22 protein-coding genes and 5 pseudogenes are annotated in these 20,663 nt (G+C 29.8%); 17 read left to right on the forward strand and 10 right to left on the reverse strand.

Annotated elements, in window-relative coordinates; genetic code table 11:
- Window positions 1-209 precede the first annotated feature (209 nt).
- Together EL235_RS04340 and EL235_RS04345 are read right to left on the reverse strand one after the other, a co-directional pair.
- Window positions 210-906: pseudogene (locus tag EL235_RS04340) on the reverse strand (hypothetical protein).
- Window positions 906-1,580, reverse strand: a complete 675-nt coding sequence (locus EL235_RS04345; protein ID WP_126340879.1) for a LexA family transcriptional regulator — start codon at window positions 1,578-1,580, stop codon at window positions 906-908. Before EL235_RS04345 ends, EL235_RS04340 begins: the two are co-directional and overlap by 1 nt.
- A gap of 149 nt (window positions 1,581-1,729) precedes the next feature.
- On the opposite strand from EL235_RS04345, the pseudogene EL235_RS04350 reads away from it, so the two are divergent.
- From EL235_RS04350 to EL235_RS04390, 11 genes and pseudogenes are all read left to right on the forward strand, one after another.
- Window positions 1,730-1,929: pseudogene (locus EL235_RS04350) on the forward strand (hypothetical protein).
- Window positions 1,926-3,991: pseudogene (locus tag EL235_RS04355) on the forward strand (Mu transposase C-terminal domain-containing protein). Before EL235_RS04350 ends, EL235_RS04355 begins: the two co-directional pseudogenes overlap by 4 nt.
- 81 nt (window positions 3,992-4,072) lie before the next feature.
- Window positions 4,073-4,996: an AAA domain protein gene (locus tag EL235_RS04360; RefSeq protein WP_043019833.1), complete on the forward strand. Its 924-nt coding sequence runs from the start codon at window positions 4,073-4,075 to the stop codon at window positions 4,994-4,996.
- Between the two features lie 2 nt (window positions 4,997-4,998).
- Window positions 4,999-5,190 carry a sigma factor-like helix-turn-helix DNA-binding protein gene (locus EL235_RS04365; RefSeq protein ID WP_126340880.1) on the forward strand — a complete coding sequence of 64 codons (192 nt, stop codon included), beginning with the start codon at window positions 4,999-5,001 and terminating at the stop codon, window positions 5,188-5,190.
- Window positions 5,187-5,372 carry a hypothetical protein gene (locus EL235_RS04370; protein ID WP_126340881.1) on the forward strand — a complete coding sequence of 62 codons (186 nt, stop codon included), beginning with the start codon at window positions 5,187-5,189 and terminating at the stop codon, window positions 5,370-5,372. The genes EL235_RS04365 and EL235_RS04370 overlap by 4 nt, the downstream gene beginning before the upstream one ends.
- 55 nt (window positions 5,373-5,427) lie before the next feature.
- Window positions 5,428-5,765: pseudogene (locus EL235_RS04375) on the forward strand (DUF7768 domain-containing protein).
- Window positions 5,766-5,873: 108 nt separating this feature from the next.
- Entirely contained in the window at window positions 5,874-6,359 is a 486-nt protein-coding gene (locus tag EL235_RS04380; RefSeq protein WP_126340882.1) for a host-nuclease inhibitor Gam family protein, read from the forward strand.
- A complete protein-coding gene (locus tag EL235_RS07995; RefSeq protein ID WP_269471416.1) occupies window positions 6,356-6,481 on the forward strand; it encodes a hypothetical protein in 126 nt (41 codons plus the stop codon). The genes EL235_RS04380 and EL235_RS07995 overlap by 4 nt, the downstream gene beginning before the upstream one ends.
- A gap of 36 nt (window positions 6,482-6,517) precedes the next feature.
- Entirely contained in the window at window positions 6,518-6,703 is a 186-nt protein-coding gene (locus EL235_RS04385; protein ID WP_126340883.1) for a hypothetical protein, read from the forward strand.
- Between the two features lie 86 nt (window positions 6,704-6,789).
- Window positions 6,790-6,990 (forward strand): hypothetical protein, encoded by a 201-nt coding sequence (locus EL235_RS07875; protein WP_164717482.1) that lies wholly within the window; start codon window positions 6,790-6,792, stop codon window positions 6,988-6,990.
- The gene (locus EL235_RS04390) at window positions 6,977-7,426 is read left to right on the forward strand and encodes a phage protein GemA/Gp16 family protein (protein WP_232017379.1); all 450 of its coding nucleotides are present in this window, start codon (window positions 6,977-6,979) and stop codon (window positions 7,424-7,426) included. Before EL235_RS07875 ends, EL235_RS04390 begins: the two co-directional genes overlap by 14 nt.
- Window positions 7,427-7,669: 243 nt before the next feature.
- Here EL235_RS04390 and EL235_RS07955 read toward each other — a convergent pair.
- Both EL235_RS07955 and dnaE read right to left on the reverse strand, forming a co-directional pair.
- Window positions 7,670-7,864 (reverse strand): annotated as a pseudogene (locus EL235_RS07955) (endonuclease); the annotation flags it as partial.
- 325 nt (window positions 7,865-8,189) lie between these two features.
- Window positions 8,190-11,783 (reverse strand): DNA polymerase III subunit alpha, encoded by a 3,594-nt coding sequence (dnaE, locus tag EL235_RS04405; protein WP_126340884.1) that lies wholly within the window; start codon window positions 11,781-11,783, stop codon window positions 8,190-8,192.
- A 103-nt stretch (window positions 11,784-11,886) separates the two neighbouring features.
- Here dnaE and EL235_RS08000 point away from each other — a divergent pair, with 103 nt between their 5' ends.
- Window positions 11,887-12,126 carry a SelT/SelW/SelH family (seleno)protein gene (locus EL235_RS08000; RefSeq protein WP_257396702.1) on the forward strand — a complete coding sequence of 80 codons (240 nt, stop codon included), beginning with the start codon at window positions 11,887-11,889 and terminating at the stop codon, window positions 12,124-12,126.
- A gap of 23 nt (window positions 12,127-12,149) precedes the next feature.
- Here the strand turns inward: EL235_RS08000 and EL235_RS04415 are convergent, their stop codons facing one another.
- The 6 genes from EL235_RS04415 to EL235_RS04440 are packed head-to-tail and all read right to left on the reverse strand — an operon-like array spanning window position 12,150 to window position 16,394.
- On the reverse strand, window positions 12,150-12,716 hold the full coding sequence (locus tag EL235_RS04415; protein WP_126340885.1) for a DJ-1 family glyoxalase III: 567 nt from the start codon (window positions 12,714-12,716) through the stop codon (window positions 12,150-12,152).
- A gap of 11 nt (window positions 12,717-12,727) precedes the next feature.
- Window positions 12,728-13,600, reverse strand: coding sequence for an N-carbamoylputrescine amidohydrolase (locus EL235_RS04420; RefSeq protein WP_126340886.1), 873 nt, complete (start codon window positions 13,598-13,600; stop codon window positions 12,728-12,730).
- The gene (locus EL235_RS04425) at window positions 13,569-14,483 is read right to left on the reverse strand and encodes a cation diffusion facilitator family transporter (RefSeq protein ID WP_126340887.1); all 915 of its coding nucleotides are present in this window, start codon (window positions 14,481-14,483) and stop codon (window positions 13,569-13,571) included. The genes EL235_RS04420 and EL235_RS04425 overlap by 32 nt, the downstream gene beginning before the upstream one ends.
- Complete coding sequence (locus EL235_RS04430) at window positions 14,480-15,457, reverse strand: agmatine deiminase family protein (RefSeq protein ID WP_126340888.1); 978 nt, start codon at window positions 15,455-15,457, stop codon at window positions 14,480-14,482. Before EL235_RS04430 ends, EL235_RS04425 begins: the two co-directional genes overlap by 4 nt.
- 56 nt (window positions 15,458-15,513) lie before the next feature.
- Window positions 15,514-15,795: a hypothetical protein gene (locus tag EL235_RS04435; protein WP_012661606.1), complete on the reverse strand. Its 282-nt coding sequence runs from the start codon at window positions 15,793-15,795 to the stop codon at window positions 15,514-15,516.
- A complete protein-coding gene (locus EL235_RS04440) occupies window positions 15,795-16,394 on the reverse strand; it encodes an MBL fold metallo-hydrolase (RefSeq protein WP_126340889.1) in 600 nt (199 codons plus the stop codon). The genes EL235_RS04435 and EL235_RS04440 overlap by 1 nt, the downstream gene beginning before the upstream one ends.
- Before the next feature lie 61 nt (window positions 16,395-16,455).
- Between EL235_RS04440 and EL235_RS04445 the strand changes: the two genes are divergently transcribed.
- The 5 genes from EL235_RS04445 to aac(6') are packed head-to-tail and all read left to right on the forward strand — an operon-like array spanning window position 16,456 to window position 20,657.
- Window positions 16,456-17,196: an NAD+ synthase gene (locus EL235_RS04445; RefSeq protein ID WP_114640370.1), complete on the forward strand. Its 741-nt coding sequence runs from the start codon at window positions 16,456-16,458 to the stop codon at window positions 17,194-17,196.
- Complete coding sequence (locus EL235_RS04450) at window positions 17,183-18,121, forward strand: tetraacyldisaccharide 4'-kinase (protein ID WP_126340890.1); 939 nt, start codon at window positions 17,183-17,185, stop codon at window positions 18,119-18,121. Before EL235_RS04445 ends, EL235_RS04450 begins: the two co-directional genes overlap by 14 nt.
- The gene (gene thrC, locus EL235_RS04455) at window positions 18,096-19,505 is read left to right on the forward strand and encodes a threonine synthase (protein WP_126340891.1); all 1,410 of its coding nucleotides are present in this window, start codon (window positions 18,096-18,098) and stop codon (window positions 19,503-19,505) included. Before EL235_RS04450 ends, thrC begins: the two co-directional genes overlap by 26 nt.
- Window positions 19,502-20,224, forward strand: coding sequence for a 3-deoxy-manno-octulosonate cytidylyltransferase (gene kdsB / locus EL235_RS04460; protein WP_126340892.1), 723 nt, complete (start codon window positions 19,502-19,504; stop codon window positions 20,222-20,224). Before thrC ends, kdsB begins: the two co-directional genes overlap by 4 nt.
- The gene (gene aac(6'), locus EL235_RS04465) at window positions 20,211-20,657 is read left to right on the forward strand and encodes an aminoglycoside 6'-N-acetyltransferase (RefSeq protein ID WP_052243289.1); all 447 of its coding nucleotides are present in this window, start codon (window positions 20,211-20,213) and stop codon (window positions 20,655-20,657) included. The genes kdsB and aac(6') overlap by 14 nt, the downstream gene beginning before the upstream one ends.
- The last annotated feature ends 6 nt before the right edge of the window (window positions 20,658-20,663 follow it).

The following is a 20,663-nucleotide window of genomic DNA, read 5'->3' on the forward strand; positions in this document are numbered from 1 at the left end:
ATCACTAATTATCACTAATTATCACTAATTATCACTAATTATCACTAATTAAAATCTTTTGACAAATCAAAAAATATGTGCAAAAGTATGTGCAATTAAAAAAATTATTTTTTACACACACTTTAAAGGAAAATGTCGGCGGAAAAATAAAAAGTCCATAAAAGTGGCCATTTTATTTTTCTACAAACCTTAAACTTAAAATTTGATTATCATATTTCTTTTACTTTATTTTTCCAAAAATCGACAATCTTTTTACTAATTTTAGGATTTATTTCAGCTTCTTTTATTAAATTATTTATACAATCAATTCTTTTTTGCTTGGATTTAATGGTTTTTAATTTTTGAGCTTCTTCATAATACTTAATACATTGATTTTCAAAAAGACTTACATCGTAATTATCTTCTAAAAGATGAATAATATCAGTAATTAAACCATAAGCTTTAGGGTGTCTTTTTTTGTATTTTTTCTTGCATTTCTAATGCAAGTTTTTTTCTACCTTCTGCAACATCTTTATTTTTTGATTTTAAAGCTATATCAACGCTTTCTTCTGCGATTAAGATAAAATTTATTGCCTCTAAATAATTATCCTGATTATTTGAAGAGAGATAACGTGAAATTTTTTCTTGTTTATTTGTAGAAAAATTTTTACACTTCTCATATAATTCTCGATAAGGTCTTTCTAATCTTTTAATCATTTCTTCTGTAATAATAGCTTTACCATAATGAATTTTTGCAGCTTCTATTAAAGGAATTTCATAATATTTAGATATCACTTCTATTTCTTTTAAATCTTCTTTAGTAAGAGTACCGTTTGCTATTTTTATTAATTTTGATTTTATTCTAAAACCAGAATAAACAAATAAACCAATTGTTGCAATCAATATTGTAATAATAAAATATAACATCACTCGTACTTTATAATAGCATTTTCAAAAGTTTTAATTGATATTGCCTTACAAACAACGCCTATAATTTCAGCGTTGTTAATATGCTCAATATTAACAACAATATCTTTGTAAAAAGAGTTCATAGAGCTTAATACAATTTCATTTACAAATGGTTGTTTTAAAAGCTTTTTGCAGTAAATTTCACCATCAAGGTTGATAACCACAATATCTCCATTTTTAACAAGGTCAAGTTTATTTTTGCTCACATCAATAGCTATAACATCTCCACTATGGATAAAAGGCTCCATACTATCTCCTATAACTTTAATAATATCGAGTTTAGCTAAAGGCGGTAATCCTAAGGCTTCGCAGGCAAATTTTTTACTTATTGCTATCTCAGTATATTCTAATTGACTATTTATAGCACCATATCCAGCGGCTGCTGCTACATCTGTATAATATCTTAATTTCAAAATATCATCTCTAATTCGCATTTTGTCAAAAAAGATAGCATCAAGTGAAATATTGTGTTCTTTTGAAATTTTCATTAATAAATCGTAGGGAATGGTATTTCTAGTTCTCCAAGTGCTTAATGTATTGGGTTTTACTTCAAAAATTCCACAAAATTCTTTATCATCGGTGATATTTAACAGAGCATAAACTCTATTCAAAATGTCTGCTGTTTTATGCATTATAAGCCTTTTTTTATTAAAAAATTCACAAAATGCGATAAAATATCTTGACTTAATTCGCATTTTGTCTTATAATTTGATATTTTAATAGCAAATTGTATCTTAAAATAACTCAATTTGATATAAAAATATCAAATTAAAGGAAAAAAATGTTAAAACAATACTTTGAAGATAATGGTATAAATATAAAAAAATTCGCACAAAAACACAATCTTGATTATTTAAGCACTATTCGTGTTATAAAAGGTGAATATTTAGGAAAATATAGAGCGAAAAAAATACTAGAGCGGTTTATGAAAAACTCTTAGAGCTTAAAATCATTAATGAAATGCCTAAGGCTTGTTCATGATTTACTTCTTAGAAACTAAAGAAGCTTCACAAATTTTTAATGTAAGTGAAGGCGCCTTAAGACTTGCAGTAACTAGAAAATCAAATAAATATGAGTGGTTGAAAGTAGATAATGCTAATGGTGGCAGAGGTGGCAAAAAACTACTATTTAAAATAAGTAAAGAGCAGATTTTAACCGCCTTTAACCAAGAATTAATCAGTAAAAATACTTTAATTTATGATGAAAAAATGCAAGAAGTTAAATTGAGTGGGATTATAAGTGAAAATAATACAAATTGCATTATTGAAGAGAAAAATTTAAATTTAACAGAGCCAAAAATAGACAATGATTTGGCTGTTTTAAATTTAAAATTTGAAAATTTAAGTGATAAGCTTAAAGAAGATGCGAGAAGCAAAGTAAAACTACTTAAGCAAGTGGAAAAATATATTGAAGGTGGTTTAAAACAAAAAAGAGCCTTAGAAATATTAAATATTAAAAAAGATATTTTTATAAAATGGCAACAATCCTTCAAAGCTCATGGCATTCTAGGTCTTATCGACACTCGCGGACTTCACCGCAAAGATAAAACAAAACTTAGCACCTGGATACAAGAGTATGCTTTAAGAGAGTATCGCTCCTTTGCAGCAGGTGGTTTTAATTTCACTGAGCTTTGGTGGAAAATTCATAAAGAAGCAGCACAAAAAGAAAATTATGATTTTATAGGTTTTGATTTAGGAGAGGTAAAACCACTTTTTAGTGTAAAAACCTTGCAAAACTTTATTAAAAACTACTATAAAGATAAACCATTAGAACATTGTATTATTACTCAGGGTTTAGATAAAGCAAAAAGTAAGTTTCTACCTGCACTTGGCAATCAAAGAGAGCTTTATGATATGAAAAATATGTGCTGGCAAATCGATAGCTCTCCAGCTGATTTTATAGTTAGAGATGATGAAACTTTCGAGCCTTTCCGCCCTCATATTTTAAGTGTCGTTGATGTCTTTAGTGGTATGGGAGTAGCTACTTTAGTAAAAAAATCTAATTCTTTAAGCTTAATATGCCTTTTATGGAAAGTAATTAAAAGGTTTGGTAAGCCTGATATGATTAAAGGGTATAATGATAAAGATTATCTTTCAAAAGATTTTCAAAGCTTACTTGATGGTCTTAATATAACTTACGATGCAGCTATTGCTTATGCGGGAGAACAAAAGGCTTTAGTTGAAAGAAGATTTGGAACACTTCAGCATGCTGGTATTTCTTTATTTCATGGAGCAATAGGATCAAATTTAGCTAAAAGAGAAGCTATTGAGCAAAAAACTCCTAAAAAAGAACGACATGCTAAAGATGAATATGGTTTTATTAAAAAGACTAATCAAAAACTACTTCATACCTTTAATGAGGCTTGTGAATTTTTAGAAGCTGAAGTAATTAAATGGAATATGTTAAAGTGCGTCGCAAAAAAGGTGTTAAAACTCCACTTGAACTTTGAAACTCATGTGATAGAGCTATAGTAAAAATATCTTATGAAGAATTTTTATTTAATGCAGGTAATAAGGAGCTTAGAGTTGTTGGCAAAAAAGGTATTAACTTTGAAGGTAGAGTTTATAAAAGTGCCTTAATGCCAAGTGTTGGAACAAAGGTTAAATGAGTACAAAATATCGATAATATCAAAGAACTTTTCATCTATGATATGATGGGAAAATTTATTTGCTTAGCACTTGATGAAAGTATCGCTAAACTTAGCAAAGAAAGCTTTAAAATACTTAAAAAAGGCTATGAAAGCGAAGTTAAAGCTATCAAAGAGGTGCTTAAAAAAGATGAAATTGCAGCCTTTACTAAACTTAATATTAAACAAGACTTACAAGATCTACAAGTTGCTTTTGAAAACTCACTTATAAAAGCTAAAGAAGTACAACAAAAATCACTTGCTAAAGAAAATTTAACAACACAAAGAAAACTTGAAAAAATTAAAAACGATACCAGTGCTGATGAGCTTATTTTAAACTCTAAAAAAGAAAACACAAACAATGAAAGCGAATTTGACATGGAAGCTTTTATGGATAGAAAATATTTTGCTGGTTAAAAATTGTTTAAAGCTTAAATAATTTAAGTTTTAAAGAGTTTTTAAAATCTAAAAACTTAGCAAAAAACAAAAGGATGAAAAATGGATTTAGCCCAACAAACAAAGAGATTTTTAAATACACAAAACATCTCTCAAAACAACTTAGCTGATCGCTTAGGTATTAATAAAAGCTATATGGTTGGATACATGAAAGAAGGTAGTGCTTATAAATATGCTACTAAAGTAGAACCATTGCTTGAAAAGTATATAAAAAGCTTCGTAGAAGAAAAGAGCATTAAAGAACTACAAACACCTTTTATAGTTACAAAAGATGTAAAAGCAATTAATGTAACTATAGAAAATGCTATGTGTAATCGTGAAATGGGGGTTATCATAGGCGAAGCAGGAACTGGTAAAAGCCGAGCTATTAAAGAATATGCTAATAAAAATGGCACAAGGGTAGTTTTGTTTGAAGCTACTACTGAAACTAGCAAAAGAATGCTTTTAAGCGGTCTTGAAAACAAACTTAATGTGTGTTTTAAAGGCTCACTTGATGATAAGATTAGAGGCATAGCTAGTGAGTTATCAAGAACTTCAAAAGTTTTAATTATAGATGAGAGCGAACACTTACCTTTTAGAGCACTTGAGTGCTTAAGACGCATATATGATTTTTCAAACACTGCTTTGATTTTAGTAGGAACTAAAAAACTTAAAAACAATCTTACAGGTGTTGGTAGAAATGATTATAACGAATATGGACAGCTTAGCTCTAGAATTGGTGCAAAATGGGAATTAAAAGGACTTTGCTATCAAAACAAAGAGGGCTTAAAAAATGATGATTTAAAAGCACTTTGCGATTATTTTTCCTTAGTAGATAAAAAAGCAATAGATTTGGTTTTTAATCTAGCTAGAGGTAATTTTAGAAAAAGCGAAAAGCTTTTAAAAAGAGCCAGTGATTTTGCTGATGGTAAAAGTATAGAAATAAAGCATATTGAAGCTGCAGCTGGATATTTGCTATTAGGTTAAGAATGAATTTTGAAGAAATAGCTAGGGAATTAAATATCTCAAGAGTTAGAGTTGGACAAATATATAAATCCGCCTTAAAAAAGCTAGCTCATCCAAAAAACAAAGAAAAATGGAAAGAGATTATGGATACCTTAGAAGCTTTAGAAGAGCAAAGAGTAAAAAAAGAAAATTTAATGCAAGGAGAAAGAAAATGAGAAGAATGATTAGAGGCGAAAGAGCTGATTATAGTGCTTCTTTATATGAGGTAAAAGGTGCAAGTATTGTTTACAAAGAAAGTGGTGCATTTATAGATATTTTAAAAGGAATCTATCCTGATCATATTGCCTTAAAAATAATCAATCATGAAAAAAGCAAAAAGCTTAACAAAGGTGCTTAATTAAAGCACTTTGATTAAGTTTTTTAAAACTTAAATTTATTAGAAAGGAAAATTCATGGCAATAGTTTATATAGCTTCCCCTTATAAAGCTTTAGCTGTAAGAGAAAGTCAAAGAAAAGCACAAGCTATTAGCATAGCAACGCAAGAATGCTTAAAAATCATGCGTGAATGTGAAGGCTTTACACCTGTTTCACTATTTTACAATTTAGCTATTTAGATGAAGAAAAACACAGAGAAATAGCTTTAAAAATGGGATTAGAGCTTTTAAAAGCAAGTGATTATATTTATATGAGTACTCATGAAGATGCTAAGCATTCACAAGGTATGCAAGAAGAATTAGCATTAGCTAAAAAGCTTGGCATTAAAGAATTAACATTGGATTTGCCCTTATAAAAAGGGTTTGAGAATAGCTAGAAAAAGAATTAAACACGCGATACTTTTAAGGTATGGCGTGGTTCTTTGGGATTACCAAATTAGAAAATACAATTTAAAGGAGAACAAATGGAAATAAAAAGTTTTGAAGATGTCAATTTAGCGCTTAAAAAAATAGCTGAACTTAGTGTAAAGATAGAAAAGATTAATGGTGATGTAACTTTAGCTTGTAATGAGATTAAAAAAGCTCATGCGGGTAAAATTAAAGTTTTAAACGATGAGCTTAAATATATGGAACAATGTATTAGCACCTTTTGTGAAAACAACAAGCATGAATTTACTGAAAAAAGATCTAAAGAATTTACCTTTGGAAAAATTGGCTATCGTATAAGCGAGAGTGTGCCTTTACCAAGAGTAAAAGAAAAGTTAGAAGCTCTTGTAAAAGCTTTTAAAAGTTATGGGCTTAATGAATGTATTAGCTACAAAGAAGAGCTTAATAAAGATGTTATTGTAGGGCTTGAAGATAGCACTTTAGTAAAGCTTGGTCTTAAAAGAGTGGTAAAAGATAATTTTAGAATAGAACCTCGTATTGAAAATTTGGAGATTGAAAAATGAAACTTAGCAATATTATTGCTTGGGTTTTATATCAGAGTGAATTAGAAAATTTTACTATTAAAGATAAAGATATTGACCCAAGCGGTGTTATTAGATTTTTAAAATTTAACAAAGTCCATTGATTTAATGGGTTCGATTAAGTTTTTAAAGGATGGTTTGTGAAATTTCTCACTTCAAAGTCTTTTAATGATGAAAGTGTGTTTTTTGTAAAATTAAGAGCTTATCAAGCCTTACAAAATATGTCTAGACAAAGTTTAGAAAAATTTTTAATACAAAAATTCTTTAAACAGGCTGTGATAAAAAATAAAATTTTGGTTTTTATTTTACAAATACCACTGCTTTAATGGAATTTAACGCAAAAAAAGAATTGATAAAAGCTCAATTAAGGATTATTTACAAACAAAATTTTGAACTTTTTTATAAGAATTATATGCTTATCTTTAAGGATATAAAAGCAGAGCTTATAATTTTAAAAAACACGCAAGAAAAAGAAGTTTTTAAAAAAGAAATCTTTATTGAAAAAAGCACGGGAAACTTTCATATTCACGATAATGTTTTAAAAGAAAAATTTTTAGAACTTCAAATTATTATAAAAAACAATATTAAAAAGGATCTGAATGCAAAATCTTAAAAAACAACTTATAAAAATAATTCATACCCTAAGAAAAGACGCTCATTTAAGCGATGATGAAAGCTATCGCTGGGTATTAAACGAAAGATATGGTAAAAGCTCATCCAAAGATTTAATCATTGAGGAGCTTAGAGATTTTGTTATAGCTTTGGGGTATGATGAAAAGTTTTTAAAAAATACTAAAAAAGCAAGATATTTTAAAAATGAAAATACCAAAAGTGGAAGGGCTACAAAAAAACAGCTTAATATGATACAAGCTATTTGGAGTAAAAATGCTAAAAATCCTACACAATGGGCTTTAAGAGAATTTATTAATAATATCATTAAAAAGCGACCTTTATATCTTTGGTATTTAAGTATAGAAGATGCTAATAAAGTCATTTTAGGGCTTAAAAATTTAGAAAACAACAGCACACATTCAGCTAAGCGAAGCTAATCTCAAAGAATGGTTTTGTTTTGAAGAAAGCTCTCGTCTTAGTTTTTAATAACTAAGATGATGGTGATTAAAGCAATTACAAAAGCTATAATCTCATTCATAGTATCTCCTTTTTAAATAAAATTACCAAATTATATTTAAAAGGAAAATTTCTTACATAAAAGTTTCTTTAAACTTTTTCATTTTTATATAGTTTAAGATTTTTTTTATATTTTTTACTTTAGTTTATTGTTAAATAAATTATTATTTACTAGACTTTTCTCTTATAATCCTTTCTTTTTCACTCATAGGATATTGTTTGTTCCAAGATTCCATAAGTTTTCTTTCTTAATCTGATAATCTAGTATTATATGTTTTACTCATGTATAAATAGTTTCTTGCAATATAGCCTTTAGAATAATTAGCAGGATAAAATCTTTTTGCTTTAAAATCTGTATAAAATGTAAGGGAGTTATTCTACAAAAAAAGTCTTACCAGCTCTAATCCCTGATATAGAGCAAGCTTATAAAAATTTAGATTTAGTCCATAATGGAGGCGAAGCTATGAAAAGTTTTGAAACTATGCAAAATGAAGATGAAAAGAAAAGCTCTCCGCTAAGTCTTGCTAGAATACTGCAAACTTGATACTTTAGCGATAAAACATTTAGAAAATCTTACTAGCTAATCCATAGCTTTAAGCTATGGATTAAAATTCGATTTTTAAAACCTCATATATATTCAATATCATAATAAAAACCAAAAATATACTAGCTATTTATTTTACCTCAACCTTTACATTTTTGAGCTATCACATCCATAGCTTCTTGTGAGAGAACAAAATTTGTATGATAAAGCAAGCAACTACCCATATCAAGTACTTTTAGCACAAGCTTTTTGTTATTAGTATCTTTTGGGTTATGTCTTGTATTAGCTAGATCATAAATTTCATATACCATATCTTTGCTAAGCTTGTTAATATCAAGTTCTATGATATTTTCTTCAAATTTCATAGGCTCTTGGGTAAATTCTTCTTTGTTTTCTTTTTTTACAAAGCTTTTTTTCTTACTAAAAGATTTTAGCTCATTTTCTTTTGCTTCTTCTAGGGTATAAATTTCATTTAAACTAAAGCTTAAGTCATTGTCATTGTTTTTATATCTTAGTAAAAAAGCAAAGGCTTCATCCTTGCTTTCTTTAAAAAGCGCTTCGACTTTTTCCACCTGAGCTTCAAAAATAATCATATCAAAAGAAGAGTAAAAGTCTAAAACCACAGCCTTAGCATATCTTTTCCCACTTTTACTCATCATTGATTTAAAATCTTCAATCTTTCCTACAACCAAAAGCTCACCTTCGCCTTTGAGTGTTTCAAAGTCCATGCTTTTAAAATACTCTATACTTTCTATTTGACTTGCAAATTTATCTAAAGGGTGGCCTGATACATAAATTCCTAAGATTTCTTTTTCATAGCCTAGTTTTTCCATTATTTCAAATTCAATTTTACTATCATGAAGCCCTACTTTGATATCTGCAGCTATTTCCTCTTCTCCAAAAAGTGAAGCAGTAGAGTTTCTTTTAACTTCAGCAATTTTCCTACTTGTTTCTGAAATAAGCTCAAGATTATCCACCAAGCATTTTCTAGTATAACCAAACTCATCAAAAGCACCTGATTTGGCTAAATTTTCTATGGTTTTTTTATTAATCTTAGTAGGATCAATCGAGCTTATAAAATCATCAAAATCACTAAAACCTTCTTCCTTACGAATTGCCATGATATTTTCTATTGCAGGAATTCCCACACTCTTAATCGCTCCAAGCCCATAAATAATAGCTTCAGAACCATCTTCAAGCTTAGTTGCGCTAAATTCTCTTTGGGCTTTGTTAATGCTTGGTGGCAAAAGCTTGATGTTCATTCTTTTCATCTCTTCAATGTATTTTGCAACCTTATCTACATTGCTTTCTTCACTTGTTAAAAGTGCAGCCATAAACTCACTTGGATAATAAGTTTTTAAATACGCTGTTTGAAAGGTTATAAGTGCGTAAGCAGCTGAATGAGATTTATTAAAACCATATTCAGCAAATTTTAAAATAAGCTCAAACAAATCATCAGCCTTTTTCTCATCATAGCCTTGTTTTTTAGCTCCTTCTAAATACTCTGCTTTGAGATTGTCCAAAATTTCTCTTTTTTTCTTACCCATAGCACGGCGCACATTATCAGCCCCGCCCAAAGAAAAACCACCGATTTTTTGCACTATTTGCATAACCTGTTCTTGATAAACTATAACCCCATAAGTGTTTTCAAGTATAGGTTTTAAATCATCAAATGCATATGTTGCAGCCTTTCTACCATGCTTAATATCAATAAAATCATCCACCATTCCACTATCAAGCGGTCCTGGTCTATATAAAGCTAAAACCGCGATTAAATCCTCAAATCTTTCAGGCTTTAACCTAGCATTTAAACTTTGCATACCACCTGATTCTATTTGGAAAATGCCCAAGGTATTTCCACTTTGTATGGTTTTATAAACCTTAGGATCATTCATATCAATCTTTTCCCAAATTACATCTTTACCATAACGCTTTTTTACTAGCTTAATCGCATTATCAATTACTGTAAGAGTTTTTAAACCCAAAAAGTCAAATTTGATTAAATCTACATCTTCAAGATATTCTTTAGAATACTGCGTAACTAAATGACGCTCATCGTTTTTGCTTTGTCTAAAAAGCGGAGCTTTATTCCACAAAGCTTCATTAGATATCACAACTCCGGCTGCGTGCATACCTGCATTTCTATTTAAACCCTCTAGTGCCTTAGCAAAGTCCCAAACTTGACGCCCCTTTGGATGAGAATTTACAAATTCAGCGATTTTTGGTTCTTGCTCATAAGCTTTTTCTAAAGTGATTTTTAGCTCTTCAGGAACTAATTTTGCCAAAGCATCCGCATCAGGTATGCTCATATCACAAACCCTAGCTACATCACGGATTACTCCCTTTGCTAAAAGCTTACCAAAGGTAATGACTTGCGCAACCTTTTCAGCTCCGTATTTATCAATAACATAATCAATCACTTCCCCTCTTCTATCTTGACAAAAATCCACGTCAATATCGGGCATTGATACACGCTCAGGATTTAAAAATCTCTCAAAAAGAAGATTATAAGGTATAGGATCTAAATCTGTAATTTTCAAACAATACGAAACCAAACTCCCCGCAGCACTCCCACGCCCTGGTCCAACTGGTATATCTTTTTCCTTAGCTGCAGCGATAAAATCATGAACGATTAACATATAACCTGAAAATTTCATATTTTTAATAATACTAATTTCTAAATCAAGTCTATCTTTATATTCTTGATGTTTACTCTCATCGATAAATTGAAGTCTTTCTTCTAAGCCCTTTTTACAAAGATATTCAAAAACTATATCATCATTATCAAAGCTAAATTCTTGATCTTCTTGACTTAAACTTAAGCCATATTTTTTTGCATATTCACGGGTAAATTTAAAATTTGGTGGGGTAGGATCACCTAGTTTTAATTCTAGATTGCATTTATTAGCTATTTCTTGAGTATTTTCAATAGCTTCAGGAATATCAGCAAAAAGCTCACTCATTTGCTCTGGTGTTTTTACATAAAACTCATGCACTTCATGTCTTAAACGCCCTGGATCATCAAGCTTAACACCCATAGCTATACACATAAATACTTCATGTGCAGCTGCTCTTTCTTTAAAAGTATAATGCGTATCATTAGTTGCGATGATTTTTATATCAAGCTCTTTAGCAAGTTTGATGATAGAATCATCGATAAATTTTTGATCGTCAATACCATGACGCATAATCTCAAGGTAAAAATCATCTCCAAAAACCTTTTTATACCAAAGCGCAGCTTCTTTTGCGCCTTCATAACCTTTTGCGCCAAATTTTAAATTTCTTTCATTTTTGGTATTTAAATGCCAATTAACCTCACCTTGCAAACATGCAGAAGAGCAAATCAAACCCTCACTATGAGCTTCTAAAAGTTTTTTATTAATCCTTGGGTAATAATACAAGCCATGTATATAGCTTTGCGAGCTTAAATACATCAAATTTTTATAGCCAATTTCATTTTTAGCAAACAAACAAATATGAAAGCGTTGTCTTGAGCTTTTATCACTTAAATCATCGTGATTATGCAAATACGCTTCAAGTCCTATAATAGGTTTAATCCCTTCAGCTCTCATTGTTTTATAAAAATCAATAGCCCCAAACATATTTCCATGATCAGTCATAGCAACGCTTGTTGCACCTTGTGCTTTTAGCGTTTTAGCTAACTCTTTGAGTTTATTTGCTCCATCAAGTAAAGAATATTCTGTATGTAAATGTAAATGTGTAAATTGGCTCATATTTTCCCTTGTATTTTTTTATTATTATAAAAAAAAACCTTAAATTTAAAACTTACAAGCATAAAAAATGTATAATAGCTTACTTTCAAAAAAGGAGTAAAAAATGGAAGTAAAAATTTATTATTGTAATCTTTGAAATTACAAACCACAAGCTGCAAGGGTTGCAGAAGAAATACAAAATGAATTCAAAGATGCGCAAATTTCTACCATAGAAAAAGGTGGTGGTCATTTTATAGTAGAAGTAGATGGCAAAATCATTTACTCTAAAAAAGACTTATTTAACTGCGAAGTAGATAGATTTCCTCATGAGGGTGAAATCACCAAGCTTATGAAACAAATGTAAGCTAAACCCTCATTAGCGAGGGTTTATTTTGTCAAAGGAACAAGCATACCTTCATAAAGTTTTTGATAAATTTCTTCTGAGCATAAATGCTTAGCAAGCTCCAAACCAAATAAAATAGCCGTAGCAGGCCCAGCTGCTGTGATGACATTTTCATTTACCACAACTGCTTTATTTACTCTTACACCTTCAATACCTACTTCACAACCAGGATAGCAAGAAAACTCTCCATTAATTACCCCTGCTTTTGCCAATACCATAGGTGAAGCACAAATAGCCGCTACGATTTTTTTCTTAGCATGTAAATCTTGTATGATTTTTATGATAGCTCGATTGTTTTTTAAATTCATCATACCTTCAAATCCACCTGCCAAAGCAATTGCGTCTAAATTTTCTTGATCAACACTAGCTAAACTCATATCAGCCCTTATGCTAATTCCATTAGCTCCTTGTACTAAAAGCTCATCATCTAGTGAAGCAATAATGACTTCTAAATTTCCACTAGCTTCTCCTGCTCTTTTTAAAACATCAGCTATACCTATAAATTCAGCTTCTTCAAAACCTTTTGCCAAAGGCACTAAAACTTTTTTCATTTTTCCTCCTTTTAGTCAATAAATCTTTTATTTAATTCATGAAAATACTCTATGCGTCTATCGCGTAAAAACGGCCACCATCTACGCACATTTTCACATCTTTGCATATCAATTTCAACGATTTTACAAAGCTCTTGTTTATCATCGGCTCTAAAAAGCTCTTCGCCTTGAGCCCCAAAAACAAAAGAATTCCCCCAAAATCTTATGCCATCTTCCACACCGCTTTCATCTTTTTCAAAACCCACTCTATTAATAGCTACTACAGGCAAGCCATTAGCTATAGCATGGCCTCTTTGCACACCTATCCAAGCTTCAAGCTGTCTTTGTTTTTCTTCTTTTTCATCCTTATCAAACCAACCTATAGCAGTAGGATAAATCAAAATTTGAGCCCCTTTTAAAGCCATTAACCTAGCAGCTTCAGGATACCATTGATCCCAACATATTAAAACTCCAAGCTTTCCAACGCTTGTTTGTATAGGTTCAAAACCCAAATCACCTGGAGTAAAATAAAATTTTTCATAAAAACAAGGATCATCAGGAATATGCATTTTGCGGTATTTACCTGCTATGGAGCCATCTTTTTCAAATACCACACTAGTATTATGATAAAGCCCTGCACTTCTTTTTTCAAATAAAGAAGTTACCAAAACAACTTTATTTTCCCTAGCCGCATTAGACCAAAACTTAACATCTTCTTCATAGTCATTTGCCAAATCAAAAAAGTTTGTATTTTCACTTTGACAAAAATACTGCGTTTGATGAAGTTCTTGCAAGCATACAAGCTCAGCCTTTTCCTTTGCTGCTTGTTTGATAAGTTCGCATGTTTTTTCTATAGTTTTTTCTTTATTTTGTTTAAATTCTTGCTGTATGAGTGCTAATTTCATTTTTACTCCTTTCTTCTTCTGAATCATCATAAGGGTCTAAGTGTATATGGATATTCCAAAAATCATCTTTAAAATACTCCCTTATACTATCTTCAATCTCATCACCGATTTTATGAGCTTTTAAAAGTGATATTGTAGGTTCAAAAACTAAATGCACACTAACATAAAGTATATCAGGGCTTTTTCTAGTTTTTAAATGATGAAAGCTTTTGACCTCTTTGTTTGCACTTATAATTTGCTTAATCACTTCAACTTGCTCTTTATCAATTGCCACATCTAATAAAATTTTAGAACTTTCTTTTATAATTTTAAAAGCTGAAAAAATCGTATATAAACTTATAGCTATACCAAACAAACCATCAATAAAATGATAATTTGTAAAAGCTATAATCACAAGTGCTAAAAGCGTTAGAGCATTAGTTAAAAAGTCTATTTTATAGTGTAAGCTATCAGCTTTTATAATCAAGCTTTTTGTTTTTTTGGCAACATAATTTAAAAAAACTACCAAACACAAAGTCACAGCCATAGCAAAAGCCATGACATAAATTCCAAGATCAAGTTTTTCTACACTTTCTTGATTGTGAATTTTTAAAACACTCTCATAAAAAATATAAACCCCAATCCCGCTAATCACAAGACCTTCAAAAAGCCCCATTAAGGCTTCAATTTTACTAAGGCCAAAATTATATTCTTTACTAGATCCTTGAGAGCTTTTTTTCAAAGCTAAAAAATTTAAACCCGAAATCACACAATCAAGTAAAGAATCAATCGCACTAGAAAGCACCGCAACAGAACCTGAAGCTAAACCTACTATAAATTTAACAATAGCTAAAAAAACAGCACAAACACTTGCGATGATGGTTGCGCTTTTTTGCAAATTCATCTTTGACCTTCATAGCGGTTTTGACAAGAACAATGCAAAGAACCATTTTGTCTTAAAAACACTCTTGCATCAACCCCTACTACTTTTCTATCTTTACATGCTTTTTGTAAATTTTCTAATACCAAAACATCATTTGCATCATTATAAGTTGGCACTATCAAGCCACCATTAACAAAAACAAAATTTGCATAAGTAGCACCAAGTCTTTTACCTTCAAAATACAAAGGCTTAGGTAAAGGAAGCTCTAATAAATCAAATCCTGTTTTTTTCAGCTCCTCTTCCATAGCCTTTAAAGGTGCATAATGCTCATCATTTTCATCTTTACACACACAATAAGCAATGGTTTTTTCATTGATAAATCTTGCTAGAGTATCTATATGATGATCGGTATCATCGCCTTTAATATAGCCATGATTTAACCATATAATTTGTTTTAAGCCAAAAATTTCTTTTAACTTGGCTTCAATTTGCTCTTTATTTAAATGTGAGTTTCTATTTTCATTTAATAAACAAGCACTCGTTGTAAGCATTACTCCTTGCCCATTAAAATCAATACTCCCACCTTCTAAGATAAGATCAATTTTTTCTAATTTTCCAGATAATTTTTGTGCAAAAAGTTTTGAATTTACCGCATTATCTAAAGTGCTTTGAAATTTATCACCCCAAGCATTAAAAATAAAATCAAGCCCTATAAGTTTATCATCTTCACACACATCAATTACACCAAAATCTCTAATCCAAGTATCATTAGTATCGCACTTAAAAAAATCAACGTTTTTTATATGCTTAAATCTTTGAAAGTCTTTTTCACTTGGTGCTATAAGTAAAACTTTTTGAAAATTTGCCACAGCTTTAACAAATTCTTCATAGCTTTGCAAAATCTCTTCTAAATAAGGCTTCCAATCGCTATTTTCATGAGGCAAGGAAAGTAAAAGTAGCTCTTGTTTTTGCCATTCTGCTATGCTTTTTCTCATTTTGATACCCTTTTTGATAATTAAAAAAGTATTTTAACATTTTTAATGATAGTTTTTTACTCTTTTTTTAAAACCCAAGCAAAATACCATATCGCAAAAGATAAAAGCAAAATCATAAAAAGCTTTTTATCATACACTCCAAATCCTATATAAAGCACAGAATACATAAAACCAAAACTTCCCGCATAAATACAAATTCTACTCATTAAACCATTTTCCACCGCTCTAAAACATGGGCATTTGTGAAAAAATTTCTTTTTTGCTTCTTTGGGTTTAAAAAAACTCAAAACCGCACTTAAAATCAGCAAAAAACTTAAAAAATATAAAACCTTATCCATTAGTGAAAATACCTTAACCAAGCAGGAATTGCACTTTGCTCTTCTTTTAAAGAACTTTCTTCTCCATGCCCTGGAAGCAATCTAAAATCTTTTTCATAAGCTAAAACTTTTAATAAACTCTCTTTCATCTTAGCTGCATCTGAGTAAGGAAAGTCCCATCTACCAATACTACGGTAAAATAAAAAATCTCCACTAAAAAGCACATCTTCACCCACAAGTTCTATCATGCAGCACCCTGGAGTATGCCCTGGAAAATGATGAAATTTAAACTTAAACTCATCTATACTAAATTCATTTTCATTTTCTATTAACACATCAGCATTTGAATGCTCAAAACCATAATTAAAAGGATCTTTTAACATAAAAGCATCATCTTTATGGATAAAAAGTGGAATTTCATAAACCTTTTTAGCTTTAGCATTATCATAAACATGATCATAATGACCATGAGTATTTAAAATAGCCAAAGGTTTGCTTGCGTTTTCTTTGATAAACTCATAAGCATTTTCACCTGGATCGATGATGATTTGCTTATTATTGTGATCTATAATATAACAATTTGTTTCATACATTCCGCATGGTTGTTTTAAAATATGCATATAAACTTCCTTTTAACTAAATCAAATATAATTTTAAAAAATTAATATTTAAAGATTTTTTATGAATTATACAAAATTACAAGAATTATTGATCAATTTTATAAAAGAACAAGCAGGAGATAAAAATCTCATCTTAGGTTTAAGCGGTGGGATAGATTCAGCTTTAGTAGCTCATCTTTGCAAAAAAGCAGTGGGCGAAAAACTTTTTGTGCTTTTAATGCCTACAAAACATTCTAAAAAAGAAAATTTAGATGATGCATTAATGCTTTGTAAAGATTTGCAAATTCATCATAAGATCATTTATATTGATGAAGTACTTTGTGCTTATGAAAAAATTTGTCAAGACTTAAACCCTTTACGCTTTGGAAATTTAGCTGCAAGAGTGCGTATGAGTTTGCTTTATGATTATTCGGCTTTACATAATGCATTGGTAGTAGGTACTTCTAATAAGAGTGAGCTTATGCTTGGTTATGGGACTATTTATGGAGATTTAGCTTGTGCTTTTAATCCTTTGGCTACACTTTATAAAAGTGAAGTTTTTGAGCTTGCTAAATTTATGGGCGTGCATGAAAATTTCATACAAAAAGCCCCTAGTGCTGATCTTTGGCCAAATCAAAGCGATGAAAAAGATCTTGGCTATAAATATGAAGTTTTAGATGAAGTTTTAAAAGCTTTAGAAAACAATCAAAGCTTGGAAAAATTTGATGAGAATTTAAAAAATTTAGTCTTAGAGCGTGTGCAAAATAATGCCTTTAAGAGAACACTTCCAACAACATTAAAGAATACATATGACTTGGCTTGATCGCTATTTTTTTAAACCTAATTTTTTGCAAAAAACTCTAGCCTTTTTGCTTTTGCCTTTTAGCTTTTTATATATGATTATAGCTATTTTAAATACTAAATTTAAAAAAGAACTTGATTTTAATTTACCCATTATAAGCATAGGTAATCTAACCCTAGGAGGCAATGGAAAAACTCCCATTTGTAAAGCCATAGCAGCTGAGTTTGAAAATTGTTTTATCATCTTAAGAGGCTATAAAAGACAAAGTAAAGGCTTAATCATCGTTAAACATAAAGATGAAATTTTATGTAATATTAAAGAAAGTGGCGATGAAGCTATGGAGTATGCACTTACAAAGTACATTAGTGGAGTGATAGTAAGCGAAGATAGGGTTAAAGGCATACAAAAAGCTATCGAACTTGGAGCAAAAATCATACTTTTAGACGATGCTTTTTCTAAATTTCATATTAAAAAACTTAATATTTTATTGCAAAGTAAAGATGAGCCATTTTTTGATTTTACCCTACCTAGCGGGGCTTATCGTTTGCCAAAATCTTTTGCTAAAAGGGCTGATTTTATAGCTAAAGAAAATGAAGACTTTGTGCGTTATTCTCATGTAAAAGAAAATCAAAAAGCAGTTTTAATAAGCTCTATTGCAAAACCTTTTAGGTTGTATGAGCATTTTATCAAAGCAAGGGCTTGTTATTTTTTTGCCGATCATTATATTTTCAAAAAAGAAGAATTAGAAAAACTTTTAAAAAAACACAATTGCGACACCTTAATGCTAACCTTTAAAGACTATGTGAAAGTAAAAGATTTTGGCTTTAAAACTGAACTTATTCATCTTGATATTGTTTTAAAAGATAGCTTTAGGCAAGTTTTGCAAGATTATATTGATAAATTTAACAAAAAGGAAGAAAATGTTGCTACACTCAACCCAAGATAAAAATCACCAAATAAGCTTTTCAAAGGCCTTACTTAGCCCTAGTGCACCTAATAATGCTTTATATGCACCACTTAATCTACCAAAGCTTGATAATGAAGCTTTAAAAAATTTAAACTACAAAGAATTAGCTTTAAAAATCATCGCAGCTTTTGATTTTGATTTAGAGCTTGAAATTTTTGAAAAAGCTTTGAAAACTTATGAGAGTTTTGATGATAAAACCTGCCCTATTAATTTGAAAAAAATCAATGATAAGCTTTATATTAATGAATTATTCCATGGGCCAACAAGAGCTTTTAAAGATATGGCTTTACAGCCTTTTGGCGTGCTTTTAGAACACTTAAAAAAAGATGATAATTTTTTAATTATGTGTGCTACAAGTGGCGATACAGGACCTGCTACGCTAAAAAGCTTTGAAAATAAAAAAGGCATAAAAGTAGTTTGTATTTACCCAAATGAAGGTACAAGTAAAACTCAAGCTTTACAAATGACACATTCAAATGCAAGCAATTTAAAATCCATAGCCATAGAAGGTAATTTTGATGATGCGCAAAATGCTCTAAAAGCGCTTTTAAATGATGAAGATTTTAAAAATACCTTAAAAGAAGAAAAGTTAAGTCTAAGTGCAGCAAATTCAGTTAATTTTGGAAGAATACTTTTTCAAATCATCTATCATTACTATGCTAGTTTAAAAATCGATAGAACAATAGATATCATCATTCCAAGTGGAAATTTTGGCGATGCTTTGGGAGCTTATTATGCTAAAAAAATGGGAGCAAATATAGGTAAAATTAAAATTGCTTCCAATTCAAACAATATCTTAAGTGAGTTTTTTAATACAGGCAAATATGATTTAAGAAATAAAAGCTTGCAAAAGACTATTTCTCCTGCTATGGATATACTTATATCATCAAATATAGAAAGATTGCTTTTTGATAAATTTAAAGATGAGCGCACCAAAGAGTTAATGCAAGCTTTAAAGAATGAAAAATATTATGAGCTTAGCCAAAAAGAGCTAGAGCTTTTACAAGAAGACTTTGAAGCTGATTTTTGCAATGATGATGAGTGTATGCAATATATCAAACAATACAGCCACTTAGGACTTTTAGACCCTCACACTTGCACTTGCTTTAAAATGCTTGATTCTAACACTACTACGCTTATCACTTCCACAGCACAATGGAGTAAATTTACCCCAAGTATGTATCAAGCAATTTATAATAAAGAATGCCAAGATGAACAAGCTTGCATGCAAGAACTTGCAAAAGAATTTAAGCAAGAAATTCATCCAAATATTGCAAGCTTATTTACAAGTACACAAAAGCAAAATCAAGTTTGCAAACTCAAAAATCTAAAACAAACTATTATAGAATGGATAAAACAATGATAATCATACCAGCAAGATTAAAATCAAGTCGTTTTGAAAATAAAATTTTATGCAAGATTAATAATTTACCTATGTTTATTTATACAGCTAAAAAAATGCAAGAAGTTGATGAAGTATATGTGGCACTTGATGATGAAGAGGTTTTAAAAATAGCGCAAAAACATAATGTAAAAGCAGTTTTAACAAGTAAAAATCACGAAAGTGGCACTGATAGGATCAATGAAGCTTGTCAAATTTTAAAACTAAATGAAAATGAGCTAATCATTAATGTCCAAGCTGATGAGCCTTTTATAGAAACACAAAATATTAAAGATTTTAAGGAATTTAGCCAAAAAGCTTTTGAAGATGAGTTTTGTTTTATGAGTAGTTGTTATAAAGAAGTAGATGCAAAAGCTTGCGATGATCCTAATTTAGTTAAAGTAGTTACTGATAATAATGATTATGCTTTATATTTTTCAAGATCTAAAATTCCTTATGAAAGAGCAAATTATAAACAAAATTTCAAAGCTCACCTTGGAATTTATGCATATAGGGTTAAAAATTTACAAGAATTTTGTACTTTGAAAAACTCAGCTTTAGAAGAATGTGAAAAATTAGAACAATTAAGAGCCTTAGAAAATGGCAAAAAAATCAAAATGTTAAAAATACAAAGTCAAAGCATAGGTATAGATACAAAAGAAGATTACGAAAGGGCTTTAGCTAAATTTGGATCATTTTAAAATTTACCAAGCAAACATTAATGATTTAGAAGATGTATTAATATTAGCAAGTTTATTATTTAATAAACCCATTGTAAAATTAAAGTATGAATTTGAAAATATATTAAAAGATCAAAAATATGCTGTATTTTTACTTAAAATACAGCAATTGTGTATAGGCTTAGCATATGTTAGTATAAGGTATGATTATGTAGAAGGTAGCTCTAGTGCTCCAGTAGGATATTTAGAAGGAATTTACATTAGAGAAAATTTTAGAAAAAAATATTATGCAAAAAAATTACTAACATATTGCGAACAATGGATTTTAAATCAAAAAATTAGTGAATTTGCTAGTGATTGTGAATTACAAAATGTTGATAGTTTTGATTTTCATATGCAATGTGGCTTCAAAGAAGTTAATAAAATTATTTGTTTTATAAAAAAACTAAATTAAGGAAAA

Origin of the sequence: Campylobacter lari (assembly GCF_900638335.1) — a bacterium.
Taxonomy (GTDB): domain Bacteria; phylum Campylobacterota; class Campylobacteria; order Campylobacterales; family Campylobacteraceae; genus Campylobacter_D; species Campylobacter_D lari_E.

Coding starts and splice junctions, on each gene's coding strand:
- EL235_RS04345 (WP_126340879.1), bottom strand. CDS start 1,580: ATGCATAAAACAGCAGACATTTTGAATAGAGTTTATGCTCTGTTAAAT.
- EL235_RS04360 (WP_043019833.1), top strand. CDS start 4,073: ATGGATTTAGCCCAACAAACAAAGAGATTTTTAAATACACAAAACATC.
- EL235_RS04365 (WP_126340880.1), top strand. CDS start 4,999: ATGAATTTTGAAGAAATAGCTAGGGAATTAAATATCTCAAGAGTTAGA.
- EL235_RS04370 (WP_126340881.1), top strand. CDS start 5,187: ATGAGAAGAATGATTAGAGGCGAAAGAGCTGATTATAGTGCTTCTTTA.
- EL235_RS04380 (WP_126340882.1), top strand. CDS start 5,874: ATGGAAATAAAAAGTTTTGAAGATGTCAATTTAGCGCTTAAAAAAATA.
- EL235_RS07995 (WP_269471416.1), top strand. CDS start 6,356: ATGAAACTTAGCAATATTATTGCTTGGGTTTTATATCAGAGTGAATTA.
- EL235_RS07875 (WP_164717482.1), top strand. CDS start 6,790: ATGCTTATCTTTAAGGATATAAAAGCAGAGCTTATAATTTTAAAAAAC.
- EL235_RS04390 (WP_232017379.1), top strand. CDS start 6,977: ATGCAAAATCTTAAAAAACAACTTATAAAAATAATTCATACCCTAAGA.
- dnaE (WP_126340884.1), bottom strand. CDS start 11,783: ATGAGCCAATTTACACATTTACATTTACATACAGAATATTCTTTACTT.
- EL235_RS04415 (WP_126340885.1), bottom strand. CDS start 12,716: ATGAAAAAAGTTTTAGTGCCTTTGGCAAAAGGTTTTGAAGAAGCTGAA.
- EL235_RS04420 (WP_126340886.1), bottom strand. CDS start 13,600: ATGAAATTAGCACTCATACAGCAAGAATTTAAACAAAATAAAGAAAAA.
- EL235_RS04425 (WP_126340887.1), bottom strand. CDS start 14,483: ATGAATTTGCAAAAAAGCGCAACCATCATCGCAAGTGTTTGTGCTGTT.
- EL235_RS04430 (WP_126340888.1), bottom strand. CDS start 15,457: ATGAGAAAAAGCATAGCAGAATGGCAAAAACAAGAGCTACTTTTACTT.
- EL235_RS04435 (WP_012661606.1), bottom strand. CDS start 15,795: ATGGATAAGGTTTTATATTTTTTAAGTTTTTTGCTGATTTTAAGTGCG.
- EL235_RS04440 (WP_126340889.1), bottom strand. CDS start 16,394: ATGCATATTTTAAAACAACCATGCGGAATGTATGAAACAAATTGTTAT.
- EL235_RS04445 (WP_114640370.1), top strand. CDS start 16,456: ATGAATTATACAAAATTACAAGAATTATTGATCAATTTTATAAAAGAA.
- EL235_RS04450 (WP_126340890.1), top strand. CDS start 17,183: ATGACTTGGCTTGATCGCTATTTTTTTAAACCTAATTTTTTGCAAAAA.
- thrC (WP_126340891.1), top strand. CDS start 18,096: ATGTTGCTACACTCAACCCAAGATAAAAATCACCAAATAAGCTTTTCA.
- kdsB (WP_126340892.1), top strand. CDS start 19,502: ATGATAATCATACCAGCAAGATTAAAATCAAGTCGTTTTGAAAATAAA.